The organism is Nocardioides stalactiti (genome assembly GCF_014180715.1).
GTDB classification, from domain to species: Bacteria; Actinomycetota; Actinomycetes; order Propionibacteriales; family Nocardioidaceae; genus Nocardioides; species Nocardioides stalactiti.
Genome location: NZ_JACEFC010000037.1, coordinates 1 through 14,997, shown reverse-complemented (window position 1 = coordinate 14,997; position 14,997 = coordinate 1). Strand labels below are relative to the sequence as shown.

11 protein-coding genes and 1 pseudogene are annotated in these 14,997 nt (G+C 69.8%); 5 read left to right on the top strand and 7 right to left on the bottom strand.

The genetic code is table 11. From position 1 onward, the window contains the following. The first annotated feature begins 19 nt into the window (after nucleotides 1-19). Together cysC and H0487_RS09680 are read left to right on the top strand one after the other, a co-directional pair. A complete protein-coding gene (cysC, locus tag H0487_RS09685) occupies nucleotides 20-1,924 on the top strand; it encodes an adenylyl-sulfate kinase (RefSeq protein WP_183094033.1) in 1,905 nt (634 codons plus the stop codon). After that, a complete protein-coding gene (locus H0487_RS09680) occupies nucleotides 1,921-2,955 on the top strand; it encodes a sulfite exporter TauE/SafE family protein (protein ID WP_183094032.1) in 1,035 nt (344 codons plus the stop codon). Before cysC ends, H0487_RS09680 begins: the two co-directional genes overlap by 4 nt. Nucleotides 2,956-2,994: 39 nt before the next feature. Here the strand turns inward: H0487_RS09680 and H0487_RS09675 are convergent, their stop codons facing one another. Together H0487_RS09675 and H0487_RS09670 are read right to left on the bottom strand one after the other, a co-directional pair. Continuing rightward, nucleotides 2,995-4,179, bottom strand: a complete 1,185-nt coding sequence (locus tag H0487_RS09675) for a nucleotide sugar dehydrogenase (RefSeq protein WP_183094031.1) — start codon at nucleotides 4,177-4,179, stop codon at nucleotides 2,995-2,997. 89 nt (nucleotides 4,180-4,268) lie between these two features. After that, nucleotides 4,269-5,042, bottom strand: coding sequence for a DUF4143 domain-containing protein (locus H0487_RS09670; protein WP_183094030.1), 774 nt, complete (start codon nucleotides 5,040-5,042; stop codon nucleotides 4,269-4,271). Between the two features lie 82 nt (nucleotides 5,043-5,124). On the opposite strand from H0487_RS09670, the gene cysD reads away from it, so the two are divergent. Both cysD and H0487_RS09660 read left to right on the top strand, forming a co-directional pair. After that, complete coding sequence (gene cysD, locus H0487_RS09665; protein WP_183094029.1) at nucleotides 5,125-6,039, top strand: sulfate adenylyltransferase subunit CysD; 915 nt, start codon at nucleotides 5,125-5,127, stop codon at nucleotides 6,037-6,039. Continuing rightward, nucleotides 6,039-7,319, top strand: a complete 1,281-nt coding sequence (locus H0487_RS09660; RefSeq protein WP_246383268.1) for a sulfate adenylyltransferase subunit 1 — start codon at nucleotides 6,039-6,041, stop codon at nucleotides 7,317-7,319. The genes cysD and H0487_RS09660 overlap by 1 nt, the downstream gene beginning before the upstream one ends. Before the next feature lie 85 nt (nucleotides 7,320-7,404). Here H0487_RS09660 and H0487_RS09655 read toward each other — a convergent pair whose 3' ends face one another. Genes H0487_RS09655 through H0487_RS09640 form a run of 4 tightly spaced genes read right to left on the bottom strand, consistent with a single transcriptional unit; the run spans nucleotide 7,405 to nucleotide 13,523 of the window. Further along, nucleotides 7,405-8,076 (bottom strand): hypothetical protein, encoded by a 672-nt coding sequence (locus tag H0487_RS09655; RefSeq protein ID WP_183094028.1) that lies wholly within the window; start codon nucleotides 8,074-8,076, stop codon nucleotides 7,405-7,407. Continuing rightward, a complete protein-coding gene (locus H0487_RS09650; protein ID WP_183094027.1) occupies nucleotides 8,076-9,428 on the bottom strand; it encodes a methyltransferase domain-containing protein in 1,353 nt (450 codons plus the stop codon). The genes H0487_RS09655 and H0487_RS09650 overlap by 1 nt, the downstream gene beginning before the upstream one ends. Nucleotides 9,429-9,438: 10 nt before the next feature. Next, the gene (locus tag H0487_RS09645) at nucleotides 9,439-10,449 is read right to left on the bottom strand and encodes a hypothetical protein (protein ID WP_183094026.1); all 1,011 of its coding nucleotides are present in this window, start codon (nucleotides 10,447-10,449) and stop codon (nucleotides 9,439-9,441) included. Continuing rightward, on the bottom strand, nucleotides 10,446-13,523 hold the full coding sequence (locus tag H0487_RS09640; protein ID WP_183094025.1) for a glycosyltransferase family 4 protein: 3,078 nt from the start codon (nucleotides 13,521-13,523) through the stop codon (nucleotides 10,446-10,448). The genes H0487_RS09645 and H0487_RS09640 overlap by 4 nt, the downstream gene beginning before the upstream one ends. Nucleotides 13,524-13,718: 195 nt before the next feature. On the opposite strand from H0487_RS09640, the gene H0487_RS09635 reads away from it, so the two are divergent. After that, on the top strand, nucleotides 13,719-14,702 hold the full coding sequence (locus H0487_RS09635; protein WP_183094024.1) for an LCP family protein: 984 nt from the start codon (nucleotides 13,719-13,721) through the stop codon (nucleotides 14,700-14,702). 41 nt (nucleotides 14,703-14,743) lie between these two features. Here H0487_RS09635 and H0487_RS09630 read toward each other — a convergent pair. Then, nucleotides 14,744-14,997, bottom strand: a pseudogene (locus tag H0487_RS09630) (CAF17-like 4Fe-4S cluster assembly/insertion protein YgfZ); the annotation flags it as partial.

Below are 14,997 nucleotides of genomic sequence, written 5' to 3'. Positions count from 1 at the left end.
GTTTGGCAGGATACAGACCGTGTCGAACCCGCCGATCCCTCAGCACTGTCCGTCTCCGCGCGAGCTGGACGACCTGGAGCTGCTGACGGTCGGCGGCCTGGCTCCCACCGTCGGTTTCAACGAGCCGGGGAGCCCGGTCACCCTCGCGCTTCCCGACGCCCTCGCCGGACAGGTCGCCGACGGAGGTGTCGTCGAGCTCGTGGACCCGGAGGGCTTGCCGCTGGCACGCGTCGCCGGCGGCGCCGCCGGCTGGGCGGTCACCCCCCTCACCCACGCGCAGTACGGACCGTTCCGCCGCCTCTACCTGGCGCCGTCGGAGGTTCGCGAGCAGTACGCCGGCCGCACCTTCGTCACCGTCACCGATGTGCTGAGCGACGCCCAGGTCGCCCAGCTCAGCGGCATCGGCGACGGCACCAGCGGCCTCGTCCTGCTCGCGCTCGTCGGCCGCGGCACGCCCGCCCTCTCCGCCGTCGGCCTGCTGCGCGCCACCCTCCGGGTCGCCGCGTCCGTCGCCGGCCGCCCGGTCGACGTCGTCGCGGTGCCGCTCGCCGCCCACGACGACCCGGCGGGCGACGCCGCCCTGCGTGCGCAGGTGGTCGGCAACTACGCCGACGGCGACCCCGTCCTCGACCTCGCTCCCGGCGGCACCCCCGCCGCCGCGGTGGCCGACATCGTCCGCGAGGACCGGCCCGCGCGCAGCGAGCAGGGCCTGGTCATCTTCTTCACCGGCCTGTCGGGCAGCGGCAAGTCGACCCTGGCGCAGGCGCTGATGGACCGGCTCCTCGAGCGCGGTGGGCGCAGCCTCACCAGCCTCGACGGCGACGTCGTACGTCGGAACCTGTCGGCCGGCCTCAGCTTCTCCAAGGCGGACCGCGAGACCAACATCCGCCGGATCGGCTGGGTGGCCGCGGAGATCTCCCGCCACGGCGGCGTCGCGGTCTGCAGCCCGATCGCCCCGTTCGACGAGACCCGCCAGCAGGTGCGCGAGTACGTCGGCGAGGCCGGCGGCGCGTTCTTCCTCGTCCACGTCGCGACCCCGCTCGAGGAGTGCGAGCGCCGCGACCGCAAGGGCCTCTACGCGAAGGCCCGCCGCGGCGAGATCCCCGAGTTCACCGGCATCTCCTCGCCCTACGAGGAGCCCGAGGACGCCGACGTCCGGGTCGACACGACCGGGCGCACCATCGACGAGGCCCTCGACGACGTCCTGCTCGCGCTGCGCGCGTCGGGCTACCTCGACCTGGTCGACGACGCCGCCCCGACGGCAGGCCGCACGGTCGCCACCCCCGCTCCGCCGGAGGGCGTGACCGTCACCGAGCCGCCCGAGGTGGGCGGCCTGGAGGCAGCCGACGGGTCGCGCGCCGCCGCTCCCCCGCACCTGAGCATCCTCTTCGTCTGCACCGCCAACATCTGCCGCTCGCCCTACATGGAACTGCGGGCGGACGCCTTCCTCGCCGAGCACCCGATCGCGATCGAGTTCGCGAGCGCCGGGACGCACGGCTTCACCGACCACGGCGTCGACAAGACCATGGCCGGCGTCCTCGCCGGCCGCGGCGTCGACGACGAGCAGGTCGCCGGGTTCCGCAGCCGCCGACTCACCCGCGAGCTCGTGGAGGCCGCCGACCTGGTCCTCACCGCCGAGACCAGCCACCGCGAGTTCGTGCTCGAAGAGGCGCCGGGCGCGTTCCGGAAGGTCTTCACCCTCGGCCAGTTCGCCGAGTCGGTCAGCAGGATCGACGAGTCGGTCGTCGGCCGCGAGCTGGTCGCGCTCGCCGGCCACCGCCGCGCGGCCTCGACAGCCGCCCACGAGGTGAGCGACCCCTTCAGCCGCGGCCGCGCCGCGGCTGAGCAGGCCGCGGACCAGATCGACGGGCTGCTGCGCGTCGTCATGCCCCGCCTCGCCGGAGCAGGGAGGATCACGAGATGAGCGAGCTCCTCACCCTCACGGCGCTGTCGATCGTCGCCGCAGGCTTCTTCGTCGGCATCGTGGTCGGCCTGACCGGCATGGGCGGCGGCGCCCTGATGACGCCGGCCCTCATCTTCCTGGGCGTCGGGCACACCGCGACGATCGTCACCGCCGACCTGACCGCTGCGGCGATCTACAAGACCGGTGGCGCGATCACCCACGCCAGGGAGGGCTCCCCGAACCTCCGGCTCGCCGCCTGGCTGATCGCCGGGTCGGTCCCCATGGCGTTCGTCGGGCCCTACCTGGTCAGCGCGCTCACCGACGACACCGAGCAGCTCGAGAACGTCCTCAAGCTCAGCATCGGCATCGCCCTGCTCTTCGCCGCGTCGACCTACGCGCTGCGCCTCTACATCAACCTTCGCCGGGTGCGCAGCGGCGCGGCGACCCCTGACGAGAACCCGCCGATCCGCCCGATCCCCACGCTGCTCGTCGGCATGCTGGGCGGCCTGCTCGTCGGCATCACCAGCGTCGGCTCGGGCTCGGTCATCATGATCGCGCTGCTCATGCTCTACCCCGGCCTCTCGGCCGTGAAGCTGGTCGGCACCGACCTGGTGCAGGCGGTCCCGCTCGTCTTCAGCGCCGCGGTCGCCAACATCCTCCTGCACGGGCTCGACTGGGCCCTGCTGATCCCGCTCGTGATCGGCTCGGTCCCCGGCACCCTCATCGGCGCCCGGATCGCCCCGCGGGTCCCGCAGTCCTACATCCGTCGCGGCATCGTCGTGGTGCTGACGATGTCGGGTGTCGCCCTGCTCTTCAAGGCCGGGCTGCACCCGTTCGGCGAGGGCAAGGAGACCCTGGAGGCCATGCTCGTCGCAGGGGTCGGCATCGCGATGCTCGTCCTCGTGCCCGTGGTCTGGGGCCTGCTCCGCAAGCAGCACGGCCTCCCGATGTTCGGGGCGCCCACGGTCGCCGAGCTCGAGAAGATCCCCGGCGACCGGCGTGCGGCCCGCAAGGCCGCGCTCGCCGCAGCCAACGACGCCGAGAAGCCCTAGCGGCGCCGCGCGATCTGCGACACGCTCGCGCAGCTCAGGTTAGTCGCGTCCGTAGATGTCGCGGGTGTAGACCTTCTCCTCCACGTCCGCGAGGACGTCGGTCCGCCGGTTGGCGATGATGACGTCGGCGCGCGCCTTGAACTCGTCGAGGTCCCGGACCACCTCGGAGCCGAAGAACGTCGTCTCGTCCAGCTCGGGCTCGTAGATGATCACCTCGATGCCCTTGGCCTTGATCCGCTTCATGACGCCCTGGACCGACGACATCCGGAAGTTGTCCGAGCCCGACTTCATGATGAGCCGGTGCACCCCGACCACCTGCGGCTTGCGGCGCAGGATGTCGGCGGCCACGAAGTCCTTGCGGGTCGTGTTGGCCTCGACGATCGCGCTGATGAGGTTCTGCGGGACCTCGCGGTAGTTCGCCTGGAGCTGGCGGGTGTCCTTCGGCAGGCAGTAGCCGCCATAGCCGAACGAGGGGTTGTTGTAGTGGTCGCCGATCCGGGGGTCGAGGCCCACGCCCTCGATGATCTCGCGGGTGTCGAGGTCGTGGGTGGCTGCATAGGTGTCGAGCTCGTTGAAGTACGCCACCCGCAGCGCCAGGAAGGTGTTGGCGAACAGCTTGATCGCCTCGGCCTCCGACGGCTCGGTGACGAGGACCGGGACGTCCTCGTCGAGTGCCCCCTCGACCAGCAGGGCGGCGAACTTCTTCCCGAGCGTGCGCGCGGCGCCCGACCGGGCCGAGGCGCCGATGACGATCCGCGACGGGTGCAGGTTGTCGTGGAGCGCGCGGCCCTCACGGAGGAACTCGGGCGAGAAGAAGATGGTGGCACCGGGGTACTCCCGTCGCATCCGCTCGGTGAAGCCGACGGGCACCGTCGACTTGATGACGATCGGGGTGTCCCGGTCGACCTGAAGCACCTGCTCGATGACCTTCTCGACCGTCGAGGTGTCGAAGAAGTGGGTGCGGACGTCGTAGTCGGTCGGGGTGGCGACGACCACGAAGTCGGCCCCGGCGTAGGCGAGGTGCGGGTCGAGCGTGGCCTTGAGGTCCAGGGGACGGTGGCGGAGGTAGTCCTCGAGCTCGGGGTCCTCGATCGGGCTCACCCGGTCGTTGACCTGGTCGACCCGCGTCGGGTCGATGTCCAGCGCGACCACCTCGTGGTGCTGCGCAAGGATGACGGCGTTCGACAGGCCCACGTAGCCCGTGCCGACGATGGCGATCTTCATGTCTCGACGGTGGGAGCCCGACCTTTCCGGTCCGGGACCGGACGGCCAACGACAGGTGCACACTTGCCGACACCGGTCGGTGACGGTGGTCACCCGAGCGATGACCCGGCCTCCCAGTCCCACAGCGCCGAGATCGGCAGCCCCCACAACCCGGGGCGGTACTTGAAGCCCACCGAGGCGGTGTTGAGGACGATCCCGCCGCGGAAGCGGGAGCCGGCCCGGACGGCGAGCGCCTCCAGGTTGCGGAACTGGTGGGGCCGGAAGCCGGCGGCCGTGCGCACCTCGATGCCGTAGACCGTGTCGTCCGGCAGCTCGAGGAGCAGGTCGACCTCGAGGCCGTTGCGTTCCCGCAGGTGGGTCACCCCGAACTCCACCTCGCTCGTCGACTGCTGGCGCAGCAGCTCGGCGGCGACGATGCCCTCCAGGTACGGCGCGAGCCGGACGCGGGCGCCCAGTCCGGTGAGGGCGAAGGCGCTCTCCCCGGCGAGCTGGCGGGCGAGCCCGGGGTCGTCGAACACCGCACGCGGCCGCGCGACGGCGCGCTTCGCCACGGTGGTCCGGGCGCCGGGGACGAGCCGGACCAGCCCGAGGTCGACCAGGGCGTCGATGTAGGGCGCCACCGTGGTCGCCGGGATCCCGGCCTGCGCCGCGAGCCGGGCCTTGTTGAGCTCGGCGGACGGCGGCTGGGCCATCGCGCGCAGCACGGCCAGCAGGGCGTCGGGAGCGAGCCGACCGCGCCGCAGGTCCACCGGCGGGCCCGCTCCACCGGACAGCAGGGAGACGTACTCCTCGATGCCGTAGGCCGAACGGACCTCGTCGGGAACCGAGGCCCGGGAGCCCAGTCGGGCGACGAAGTCGGCCATGCCCGGAGCATAACTCGTAGATTTGTCTACGCGAATCGCGCCGATGTCACCCTGCAAGGCGGCGCATGGCACGATGCTCCGCATGTCCCAGACCCACGCTGACTACCGGTTGAGCCAGCTCGACCAGCTCGAGGCCGAGTCGATCCACATCTTCCGCGAGGTCGCGGCCGAGTTCGAGAAGCCTGTGCTGATGTTCTCGGGCGGCAAGGACAGCATCGTGATGCTGCGCCTGGCCGAGAAGGCCTTCTATCCGGCGAAGATCCCGTTCCCGGTGCTGCAGGTCGACACCGGCCTCGACTTCCCCGAGGTCCTCGAGACCCGTGACAACTGGGTCAACCGACTCGGTGTCAACCTGGTCGTCGCCAGCATCGACGACGCGATCGCCAGCGGCGTCGTGGTCGACGACGGCAAGACCAGCCGCAACCGGATGCAGATCGGCACGCTGCTCAACGCGATCGAGGAGAACGGCTTCACCGCCGCCTTCGGTGGCGGCCGCCGCGACGAGGAGAAGGCCCGCGCCAAGGAGCGCGTCTACTCCCACCGAGACGAGTTCGGCCAGTGGGACCCGAAGAACCAGCGCCCCGAGCTCTGGAGCCTCTACAACGGTCGCCTCCACGAGGGCGAGCACATGCGGATCTTCCCGATCTCGAACTGGACCGAGCTCGACGTCTGGGACTACATCGGCCGCGAGGGCATCGAGATCCCGAACATCTACTTCTCCCACCAGCGCCGCGTCTTCGTGCGCGACGGCATGCTGATGAGCGAGACCCCGCTCAACCCGATGCGGGAGGGCGAGGTCGCCGAGGAGCGCACCGTCCGGTTCCGCACCTGCGGTGACATCACGCTCACCGGTTGCGTGGAGAGCACCGCCTCGACCATCGACGAGATCATCGAGGAGATCGCGGTCGCCAAGCTCACCGAGCGTGGGGCCACCCGTGGCGACGACCGGTTCTCCGAAGCCGCCATGGAAGACCGCAAGAAGGAGGGCTACTTCTGATGGCCGACACCACCGGGACCACCAAGGGCACCAACATGGACCTGCTGCGGTTCGCCACCGCCGGCTCGGTCGACGACGGGAAGTCCACCCTCATCGGTCGGCTCCTGCTCGACTCGAAGTCGATCTTCGAGGACCAGCTCGAGGCCGTCGAGGCGACGAGCACGTCCAAGGGCTACGACTACACCGACCTCGCGCTGCTGACCGACGGTCTGCGCTCGGAGCGGGAGCAGGGCATCACCATCGACGTGGCCTACCGCTACTTCGCGACGCCCAACCGCAAGTTCATCATCGCCGACACCCCGGGGCACGTGCAGTACACGCGCAACATGGTGACCGGCGCCTCGACCGCCGACCTCGGCCTGGTGCTCGTCGACGCCCGTCAGGGCCTCACCGAGCAGTCCCGCCGGCACGCGGTGATCCTCTCGCTGCTCCGCGTCCCGCACCTCGTGCTCGCGGTCAACAAGATGGACCTCGTCGACTTCTCCGAGGAGATCTACGAGAAGATCCACGCCGAGTTCACCCAGTTCGCGACCAAGCTCAACATCCCGGACCTCGAGGTCATCCCGATCTCGGCGCTCAACGGCGACAACGTCGTGAACCGCTCCGAGAACATGGACTGGTACTCGGGCCCGACGCTGATGCACCACCTCGAGCACGTCCACGTCGCCTCGGACCGCGACCTCATCGACGCCCGGTTCCCGGTGCAGTTCGTGGTGCGGCCGAAGTCCGACGAGTTCCACGACTACCGCGGCTACGCGGGCCAGGTGGCCGGTGGGGTGCTGAAGCCGGGCGACGAGGTCGTGGTCCTGCCGTCCGGCATGACCTCGAAGATCTCCAAGATCGACCTGTTCGACAAGGAGATCACCGAGGCGTTCCCGCCCATGTCGGTCACCGTCCACCTCGAGGACGACGTCGACGTCTCCCGCGGCGACATGATCGCGCGGGTGAAGAACGCGCCGGAGCCCCTCCAGGACATCGACGCGATGGTCTGCTGGATGACGACCAAGCCGCTGCAGCCCCGCCAGAAGCTGGCGATCAAGCACACCACGAGGACCGGACGTGCCCTGGTGAAGGACATCCAGTACCGCCTGGACGTCAACACCCTGCACCGTGACCAGGAGACCAAGGAGCTCGGCGTCAACGAGATCGGCCGCGTCCAGCTGCGCACCACGGTGCCGCTGCTGTGCGACCCGTACTCGAAGAACCGTGCCACCGGCTCGTTCATCCTGATCGACGAGGCGACCGGCGTGACCGTCGGCGCCGGCATGATCAACGGCTGAACCAGCCCAGCGCCCGAGCGAAGCGAGACCCCGCACCCCTCGGGGTGCGGGCTCTCTCGCGTCTTCGGGTCCGGGCGGGACCGGCTCAGGGCTGGACGGCCTCCAGCACTGTGGTGCACCAGTCCTTGAACGCCCCGATGTTCACGTCGGCGACGCTGGTCTGGCAGGTGAGCAGGTCGCCGTTCTCGGCGAAGGCCAACAGCCGGTACGACGTCCGCTCGATCTTGCCGACCTTCTCGTCGAACTGGAGCCCGTAGGACCACCCCTTCGGCGACTTGATCTCGCTGACCGAGGATGCGTACTTCCCGTCGCCCGGGTCGGCGGCCTCCGCGAGCTTGTCGTTGAGCTCGTCGGCCTTGAACGTGGTCGGCCAGCCGCCACCGCGGCGGGCGATGTAGACCAGCTGGCGTCCGAGCACCTTGTCCTCGCCGATCTCGAACCGGCACGACTTGCCCTCGACCTGCTCGCCGGCCACGACCTCCTCACCACGGACGATGGACCGGGCGATCTCGTCGCACGGCGGCAGGTAGGCGAACCCGCCGTCCTCGGTCGGGTCCTTGGTGGTCGGAGGCCCGCTGGCGTCCGTCGACTCGGTCGCCCCGGAGGTCGGGGCATCGGTCGCGGTGCCCGTGGTCCCCGACGTGCTCGTCGAGGGCTTCTCGTCGGCCTCCGCGTCCCCGTCGGAGCCGCCGCCGCAGGCGGCCAACGAGCCGACCAGCGCCGTCGCCGCCAGCAGCGCGATCCCCGGCCGGCGCATCAGCTGCTCGCCTTCGGCCGGGCGACGCCCAGGACCGCGTTGACGGTGAGCTCACGCTCCTCGATGTCGGGGATCACACCACGGACGTTGTCCATGATCTCGGGCGTGAGCCGGTCGAGCGTCGGCTTCGACGACGGGATCTCGTCCCACCGCACGATGTCGAAGTACTTCTCGACGATCGTGCGCAGCTCGTCGAGGCGCACCTGGTTGAGGTTGGAGAAGACATAGCTGCTCTCGGGCAGCTGGTCCTTGGCCCAGACGTGGCGCCAGTCGTAGAGCGTCTGCTGCTTGGCGTCGTCGGGCTTGAGCTGGGCCGGCTGGTTGGGGGCCATGTGGTGCCCGTTCCAGCAGTAGTAGTTGTGGTGGTGGAAGACCACGTTCGTGTCGGGCTTGCACAGCCGCACCAGCCCGGCGAACACCTCCTCGAGCTGCATGAGGTGCTCGGTGACGTTGTGCAGCGCGATGGTGTCGAAGGTCTCGTCGAAGGACTTGTCCTCCGAGGAGCTCTGGAAGAGCCGGATCGCGGGGAGTGCCTCCTGGATCTGCCGCGGCGTGACGCCCATGTCGTCCCACTGCCGCACCCGCTTGTTCTTCGCGCGCGTGCTGTCGAGGTCCATCGCCGGGTCGAGGCCTGCGTACGACGAGGCGCCGGCGATGAGGAAGCCGACGCCGAACCCGCCGAACCCGCACCCCACGTCGAGGACCGACTTGCCGCGGACGTACTCCTGGATCCGCTTGGGCCAGGCGACGTAGTCGAACCGGACCGAGACGTCGATCAGGTGCGGGTCGTAGTTGCGCAGCGCTCGCTTGATGTCGGTGGCGTTGCGAAAGTAGGCGATCTTGGCCTGCTCGGCATCCCGCGGCCAGTCCGGGCCGGGAGCGAAGGCGGCCAACGCCTGGGCGGCCTTGACCATGCGAGCGGTCGGGCCGCTCCTGCGCGCGCGGAGGTATCCGTTGTCGATGACCGCTACGTGCTTGAACGCCTCGGCTACCCCGTGCGCGGCGGCGATGCTGTCGAGGAGCTGCGGGAAGACCTTGTTGTCCGGCTCGACCGCGAGCCCCTCGCGGACCGTCGCCTCGGCGTCGTCCAGCCGACCAAGCGCGAGAAAGACCCGGCCCGCAAGGACGCACGCGCCGACGTGCTGGGGCCGTGCGGCGCGAAACGCGATGAGCAGGGGGGCTGCGATGTGCGGACGGCCCAGCTCGAACTCGGCGCGGGCCAGCAGGAAGCTCGGCAATCCCCCGGGGCGATCGCTGACGAGCGGGGCCAGCAGCGCGCGAGCCCCCTCCCAGTCCTTGAGGGCGATGGCTTCCTTTGCCGCCTCGAGCGGCGCGAGTTCCATGGTGCTCATCAGCTGCCCTTCAGGAGACCTTGAAGATGTTGCCGTTCGTGATCTGCCGGACCGCGCGGTCGAACCGGAACCGGTTGCCGCGCGGGTTGTCCTCGAGGTCACCGAGGAGGTCCTCGTAGTCGGTCTCGACCGTCTTGAGCAGGTCGAGGGCGTCGTCCTTGTGGTCCTTGAGTGCCGCCAGGTAGGCCCGGCTCAGGCCCATGAGGAACTCGTAGCGACGCTCGATCCCGGCGTACTCGATCGCGTCGTGCAGGGCCAGGCACTCCTCGTAGGACGCCTCGAGGAACGGGTCGAACGCGGCGACGTCGGCCGGGACGGCCGCGGTGTTGCGATAGATCGAGCTCGAGAACACCTGCCCCTCCCAGGTGAAGTAGTCCTTGAGGTAGCCCATCGTGACCCGGATCCACGGGAGCCGGTCGAAGAAGAAGTCCTGGTTGATGAGGGTCGACTCCCCCGGGATCATCGCCGGGTAGAACTCCCGGGAGACGTGGGCGTTCAGGCGCGAGGTCTTGCAGACGTCGATGAACGCGATCTCGATCGGGGAACCGTCCCACGACTTCTCGTTGAGGTCGCCGATGTGCAGCGAGATCAGGTCGCGGTAGGGCGCGACGGTCTCCTCGAGGATGGGGACGAAGCTGTCGCCGAGCTCGTAGGCCACGCCCCCGAACTCGCGCTTGATGCCCTTCTGCCCACCGGGGGCCGGCAGGAAGCCGAGCTCGTAGCCGTGGATCGGCTTGCCGCCCGGGAAGCGCTCCAGGTCAGTGCCCGCGAGGGCCTCACCGGCGCGCATGCCTTCGGCGGAGGCGACGAGCGAGGACCCGAAGAAGCTGCCGCCGTCGATGATCGCCCCGTCGCCGCGCCAGGTGCGGCTGACCAGCTGGTGGAGCATCGCGCGCTCGGCGAAGGAGAGCATGCCCGGCGCGAACTCACGGTCGCGCAGCCGCGCAGCGGTGCCCGGCACGTCGAGGTCCTTCAGGAACGGCCCGCCCACGAGGCCCCGGCCGAAGGGCTGCAACGTCATCGTCTGGTCCACCAACGCTTCTTCTCACTCGTCTCGTTGATCGGCTGGCGCTCCGGAGAGCCGCCCGGGGCAGGCTTCTCGTCGCTGTCGCGCACCCGCCGGAGGACCGGCTCGTCGTCGCGCTCGACGTAGAGCCGGCCACGGTACACGGGGAGGTCTGCCTCCCACACGCGCAGGTGGAGCCCGTCACCGTCGAAGAACTCCGGCAGCACCGGGATCTTGAAGGCATGGGCGCCACGACCGGGCACGTCCTCCAGGGAACGGTCCATGACGTCGGCCGGGACCATGAGGAGCGGCCGGTCGCCGCGCATGACGGCGACGTGCAGCACTCGCCCCTGGTCCTCGCGGTCCCAGGCCCATCCGGTGAGCCACTCGCCCTCCGCCCAGCCCTCGCCCCGCTCCGGCGGCTTGAGGCCCGAGCGGCCGGTGACCGGCGGCGGGCCGTCGGGCGGGCGGATGAGCAGCGTGCGGCTCAGCTCCACCACGCGCTCGGCGCTCATCCGGCCGTTGACGACGTCCATCGCGGCGGCCACGGCCTGCTCGACCAGGTCGTCGGTGGAGCCGACCACGGGCGTCGCAACGCTCACAGCACCCGGGACGGTCTGCCCGAGCTGGCGGTCCATGAGCTCGGTGAGCACCCGGGCCGACAGGACCGGGTTGCGCCCCGAGAGGGCGAACGTCTTGGTGCCGATCTTGTTGACGCGCAGGAAGACGTTGCGGAGCTTGTCGGCCTCGTCGTAGAGGCCCCAGACCATCGGGTACGACGTCGAGGGCGTCCACGAGGTCGGGACCGGGAGGACCGAGAGGGTCGTGTACTCGTCCGTGCCCTCGACACCCCGGGTGGCGACGAGCTCGACCTCGGTCTCCTCGCCACGGATCAGCAGCCGTCGGTCGCCCGGGCCGCGGGCGTAAAGCCAGATCTCGTCCTGTGCCGTGTTGAGGCCGAAGATCACCCGGCGCTGCTGGGCGCCGCTGGCGTTCTCGGGGTCCCACGTCGCCGGCATCAGCCAGTGCGTGTCGGCCTCGTCGACGGAGTCGGTGCGCAGCATCCGCTCGTCGACGCCACCGCCGCCGCCCCCGCCGCCCCCGTGGAGGGCGGCCAGCAGCAGCTTGCGCTGGGACAGCGAGGAGCGGTCGATGAGCGGCTTGGCCTTGAGGTAGGAGTAGAGCTGGTCGGAGCGGAACGCCCGACCCGTCGCGTCGGCCTCCGGCCAGAGCAGGAGCTGCTCGGGCAGGACCAGCAGGTCGTGGCCCGCCTCCGTCGCCCGGGTGACGTACTCGTGCACGATGCCGCGGCGGGCGTCGTACGGCTCGAACGTGCCGATCGCGTCGAAGGTGTCCTTGCGGATCGCGAACACCTCGGCGCCGTAGGCCCGCGACGTCAGGAACTGCGAGGCGACGTCGCCGCCGAGCGGCATGCCGACCATCGCGTCGTCGGTGGAGAAGAACGTCGTGAACAGCGTCTGCGGTCGGTGACCGAGCGCCTGCTTGGCGGCCGCGAAGAAGCCGAACTGCGGGAGCGCCTCGAGGCCGTCGGTGACGAGCATGGCGTCGGAGGTCTGGCTCGCCACCAACGTGTTGAGGGCGGTGCCGGCGGTCTGGCCGATGCAGTTGACGACCGTGACCTTGGGGCAGGACTGGTCGACGAGCGAGCGCACCTTCTCGATCTGGGTGCGGACGCTGGCGTCGCGATAGCCGAGGACGAGCTCGTCGGGCGCCTCCGCGTGACAGGCCTTGATGAGGTCTTCGAGCGAGTCGCCGCGGCGGACCAGCGCGACGTGACTGATCGACCCCACCGGACGCTCGACCTCGTCGACGCCCCGGGTCACCTGTGCCACCGCGGCCGTCCGGCCGTGCTCGGCGATGAGCTCACCGAGGTGGGCGTGGAAGCCGTACCAGATCTCGAGGTTGGCGTCGTTGGAGAATGCCGGGCGGGCGATGACCTGGCCGTCCCGCAACGCGATCGAGAGACGGTCCGCGATGGCCTGCGCGGTCGGCTCGACCAGGCAGGCGTCGTGGTCCTCCTCCGCGACGAGCTCGGGCGTGCCGCCGACGGAGGTCGCGATGAAGGGGACGCGCTGCTCCAGCGTCTCGTAGACCGCCATCGTCGAGTTCTCGATGAGGGACGGCATCACCGCGATCTGGTCGCGGGAGGTCAGGAACGTCAGCGCCTCGGGCTGGTTCTTGTCGGTGATCGTGGTGACCGGGCACTCCCAGGTCTCCGCCTTCTCCCGGACGAACTCCTCCGGCGTCAGGCCCCCCTGGGCCGGCAGCTTGCCGCCCCACTTGCCGAGGAACGTCACCGAGTCCGGGATCTCACCGCGCTCGTGGAGCAGGTCGATCGCGCTGCAGAAGATCTCGATGCCCTTGCGGGCCTCCAGCCGCCCGAAGAACACGAGGTCGCGACTCTTCACGACGTCGCCGTGCTGGCGCGGCTCCCCCGGTCGGGCGTCGATCACCGGCACGTTGGAGAAGTCGACGATGTTGGGCTGCACGAACACGTTGGTGTCCGGCAGGCGGTAGCCGACCCGCTCCATGAACGACAGCAGGTGCGCGGAACCGCCGATCACCGCATCGGCGAGCTCGACGCACTTCTGCTCGGCGTGGGCGGCCGCCACCAGGTTGACGTCGGTGATCGGCAGCATCTGGTAGTGCCGGTTCCAGATGTGCGGCGAGGAGGTCTTGACGAGGAACAAGGTGTCGCGGAACGCGAGCCCGAGGCGCTTGGCCATCAGGGCGTAGGTCAGACCGCCACGCCACTCCGAGGTGTGCACGACGTCGAACGGGTCCTGGTCCCGCAGCCACTCGTACGCACTGGCGTAGCGCCGCTGCCAGGCCGGCGAGGAGCACCACAGCGGCATCTCCGAGACCCCGAGGTAGTGCAGCGTCACGCCGAACTCGGCGTACCGGTCCACCCAGAACTCCGGCGTCTCGTCCTGGACCACCGGCCCCTTGAGGAAGAGCACGTGGACCTCGTGGCCCTCGGCCGCCAGACCCTTGGCCAGGTGGTAGTACGTCGAGGCGATTCCGCCGTTGCGGACCGGACCGATGATCTCCTCGGTCACGATCGCCACCCGGAGGCGGCTCGGCGCGTCACTCAGCCCTACAGACTCGATCCCGGGGAAATGCTTCACCTGGAAGTCGTCGCGTTGCATGTATCTCCCCGGAGCAGGTGGGACCTCAAGGCGTCATTGCCGCCATGACACTATAAGTGGCACGCCCGGGGGCACCGACGCTTCCCTCGAATTCCAGACCGGGAGAGACGCCACGTGGTCCTGTTCGCCTTCATCGCCCGCCACAAGGCACTGTCGGTCCTCGTCGGGATGGCACTCGCCATGACAGTGGCGATCGGTGGCTGGTTCTGGTCGCTCAACGGCAAGATCGACGACATCCCGCGCATCGACATCAACACCGATCGCGACAACCGGCCGCCCCGGTCGCAGCCCAAGGAAGCCCTGAACGTGCTGCTCGTCGGTGTCGACGGCCGCGGCACCGACGTCCAGGAGCGGCTCGAGGCGGGCGACACCGGGCTGCTCAGCGACACGATGATGATCTGGCACCTGGAGAAGGACCACCAGAACAGCCAGGTCGTGTCGTTCCCGCGCGACTCGTGGGTCAACATCGAGGGCTACGGCATGGCCAAGCTCAACGCCGCGTTCTCCTACGGCGGCCCGGAGCTGCTCATCGCGACCCTCGAGGACACCCTCGGCATCTACATCGACCACATCGCGGTCGTCGACTTCGAGGGCTTCAAGGGGATCACCGACACCCTGGGCGGCGTCGACCTGACGACCGCCGAGGGTGGCGAGGAGCACTTCGACGGCGAGGAGGCGCTCGAGTACGTCCGCGAGCGCAAGTCGCTGCCCGGCGGTGACTTCGACCGGATCGACCGCCAGCAGAACTTCCTGCGCCAGGTCCTCCACGACGCCACCCGCACCGGCACCCGGATGAACCCGGTGACGGTCACCAACCTCATCGGCGACCTCGGTGAGCTGCTCGTGCTCGACGACGACTGGAGCAACGGGGAGATCCGCGACCTCGGCTTCGACGTCATCACCAAGGGCGCCGGCGAGGTCGACTGGATGACGGCCTACACCGACGGCACCGGGACCTCCTCCGACGGCCAGAGCATCGTGCTGCTCGACATCGAGAAGTCCGCCGAGCTGATGCAGGCGATCTCCGAGGACGAGTTCGACGAGTACCTCGAGGACCACAAGATCGACCGGCTGCCCAAGCCGGAGGACGTCAACTAGAACTGGCGCGAGCGTGTCGCGGACGACGCTTGCCGCGCTCATCAACCCCGGCGGAAGTGCAGGCCGATCTCGGGGTCGACGACGACCTCCTGCGCGACCGGCATCCCCTCGACGACCAGCGGGGCATCGATCGGCAGGTTGCGCTTGAGGAGCGCGAGCGCGATCGGGCCGAGCTCGTGGTGACGGGCGGAGGAGCCGACCCGGCCGACGACCTTGCCGGCGGCGTCGGTGACGTCGCCGCCGACCGCAGGCAGCCGGTTCTCCGACCCGTCGAGGTGGAGCAGGGTCAGTCCGC

Excerpts from the sequence above, each read along its gene's own strand:
- H0487_RS09660 (WP_246383268.1), top strand. The coding sequence starts at position 6,039 with ATGGCCGACACCACCGGGACCACCAAGGGCACCAACATGGACCTGCTG.
- H0487_RS09650 (WP_183094027.1), bottom strand. The coding sequence starts at position 9,428 with ATGAGCACCATGGAACTCGCGCCGCTCGAGGCGGCAAAGGAAGCCATC.
- H0487_RS09675 (WP_183094031.1), bottom strand. The coding sequence starts at position 4,179 with ATGAAGATCGCCATCGTCGGCACGGGCTACGTGGGCCTGTCGAACGCC.
- cysD (WP_183094029.1), top strand. The coding sequence starts at position 5,125 with ATGTCCCAGACCCACGCTGACTACCGGTTGAGCCAGCTCGACCAGCTC.
- H0487_RS09680 (WP_183094032.1), top strand. The coding sequence starts at position 1,921 with ATGAGCGAGCTCCTCACCCTCACGGCGCTGTCGATCGTCGCCGCAGGC.
- H0487_RS09645 (WP_183094026.1), bottom strand. The coding sequence starts at position 10,449 with ATGACGTTGCAGCCCTTCGGCCGGGGCCTCGTGGGCGGGCCGTTCCTG.
- H0487_RS09670 (WP_183094030.1), bottom strand. The coding sequence starts at position 5,042 with ATGGCCGACTTCGTCGCCCGACTGGGCTCCCGGGCCTCGGTTCCCGAC.
- H0487_RS09655 (WP_183094028.1), bottom strand. The coding sequence starts at position 8,076 with ATGCGCCGGCCGGGGATCGCGCTGCTGGCGGCGACGGCGCTGGTCGGC.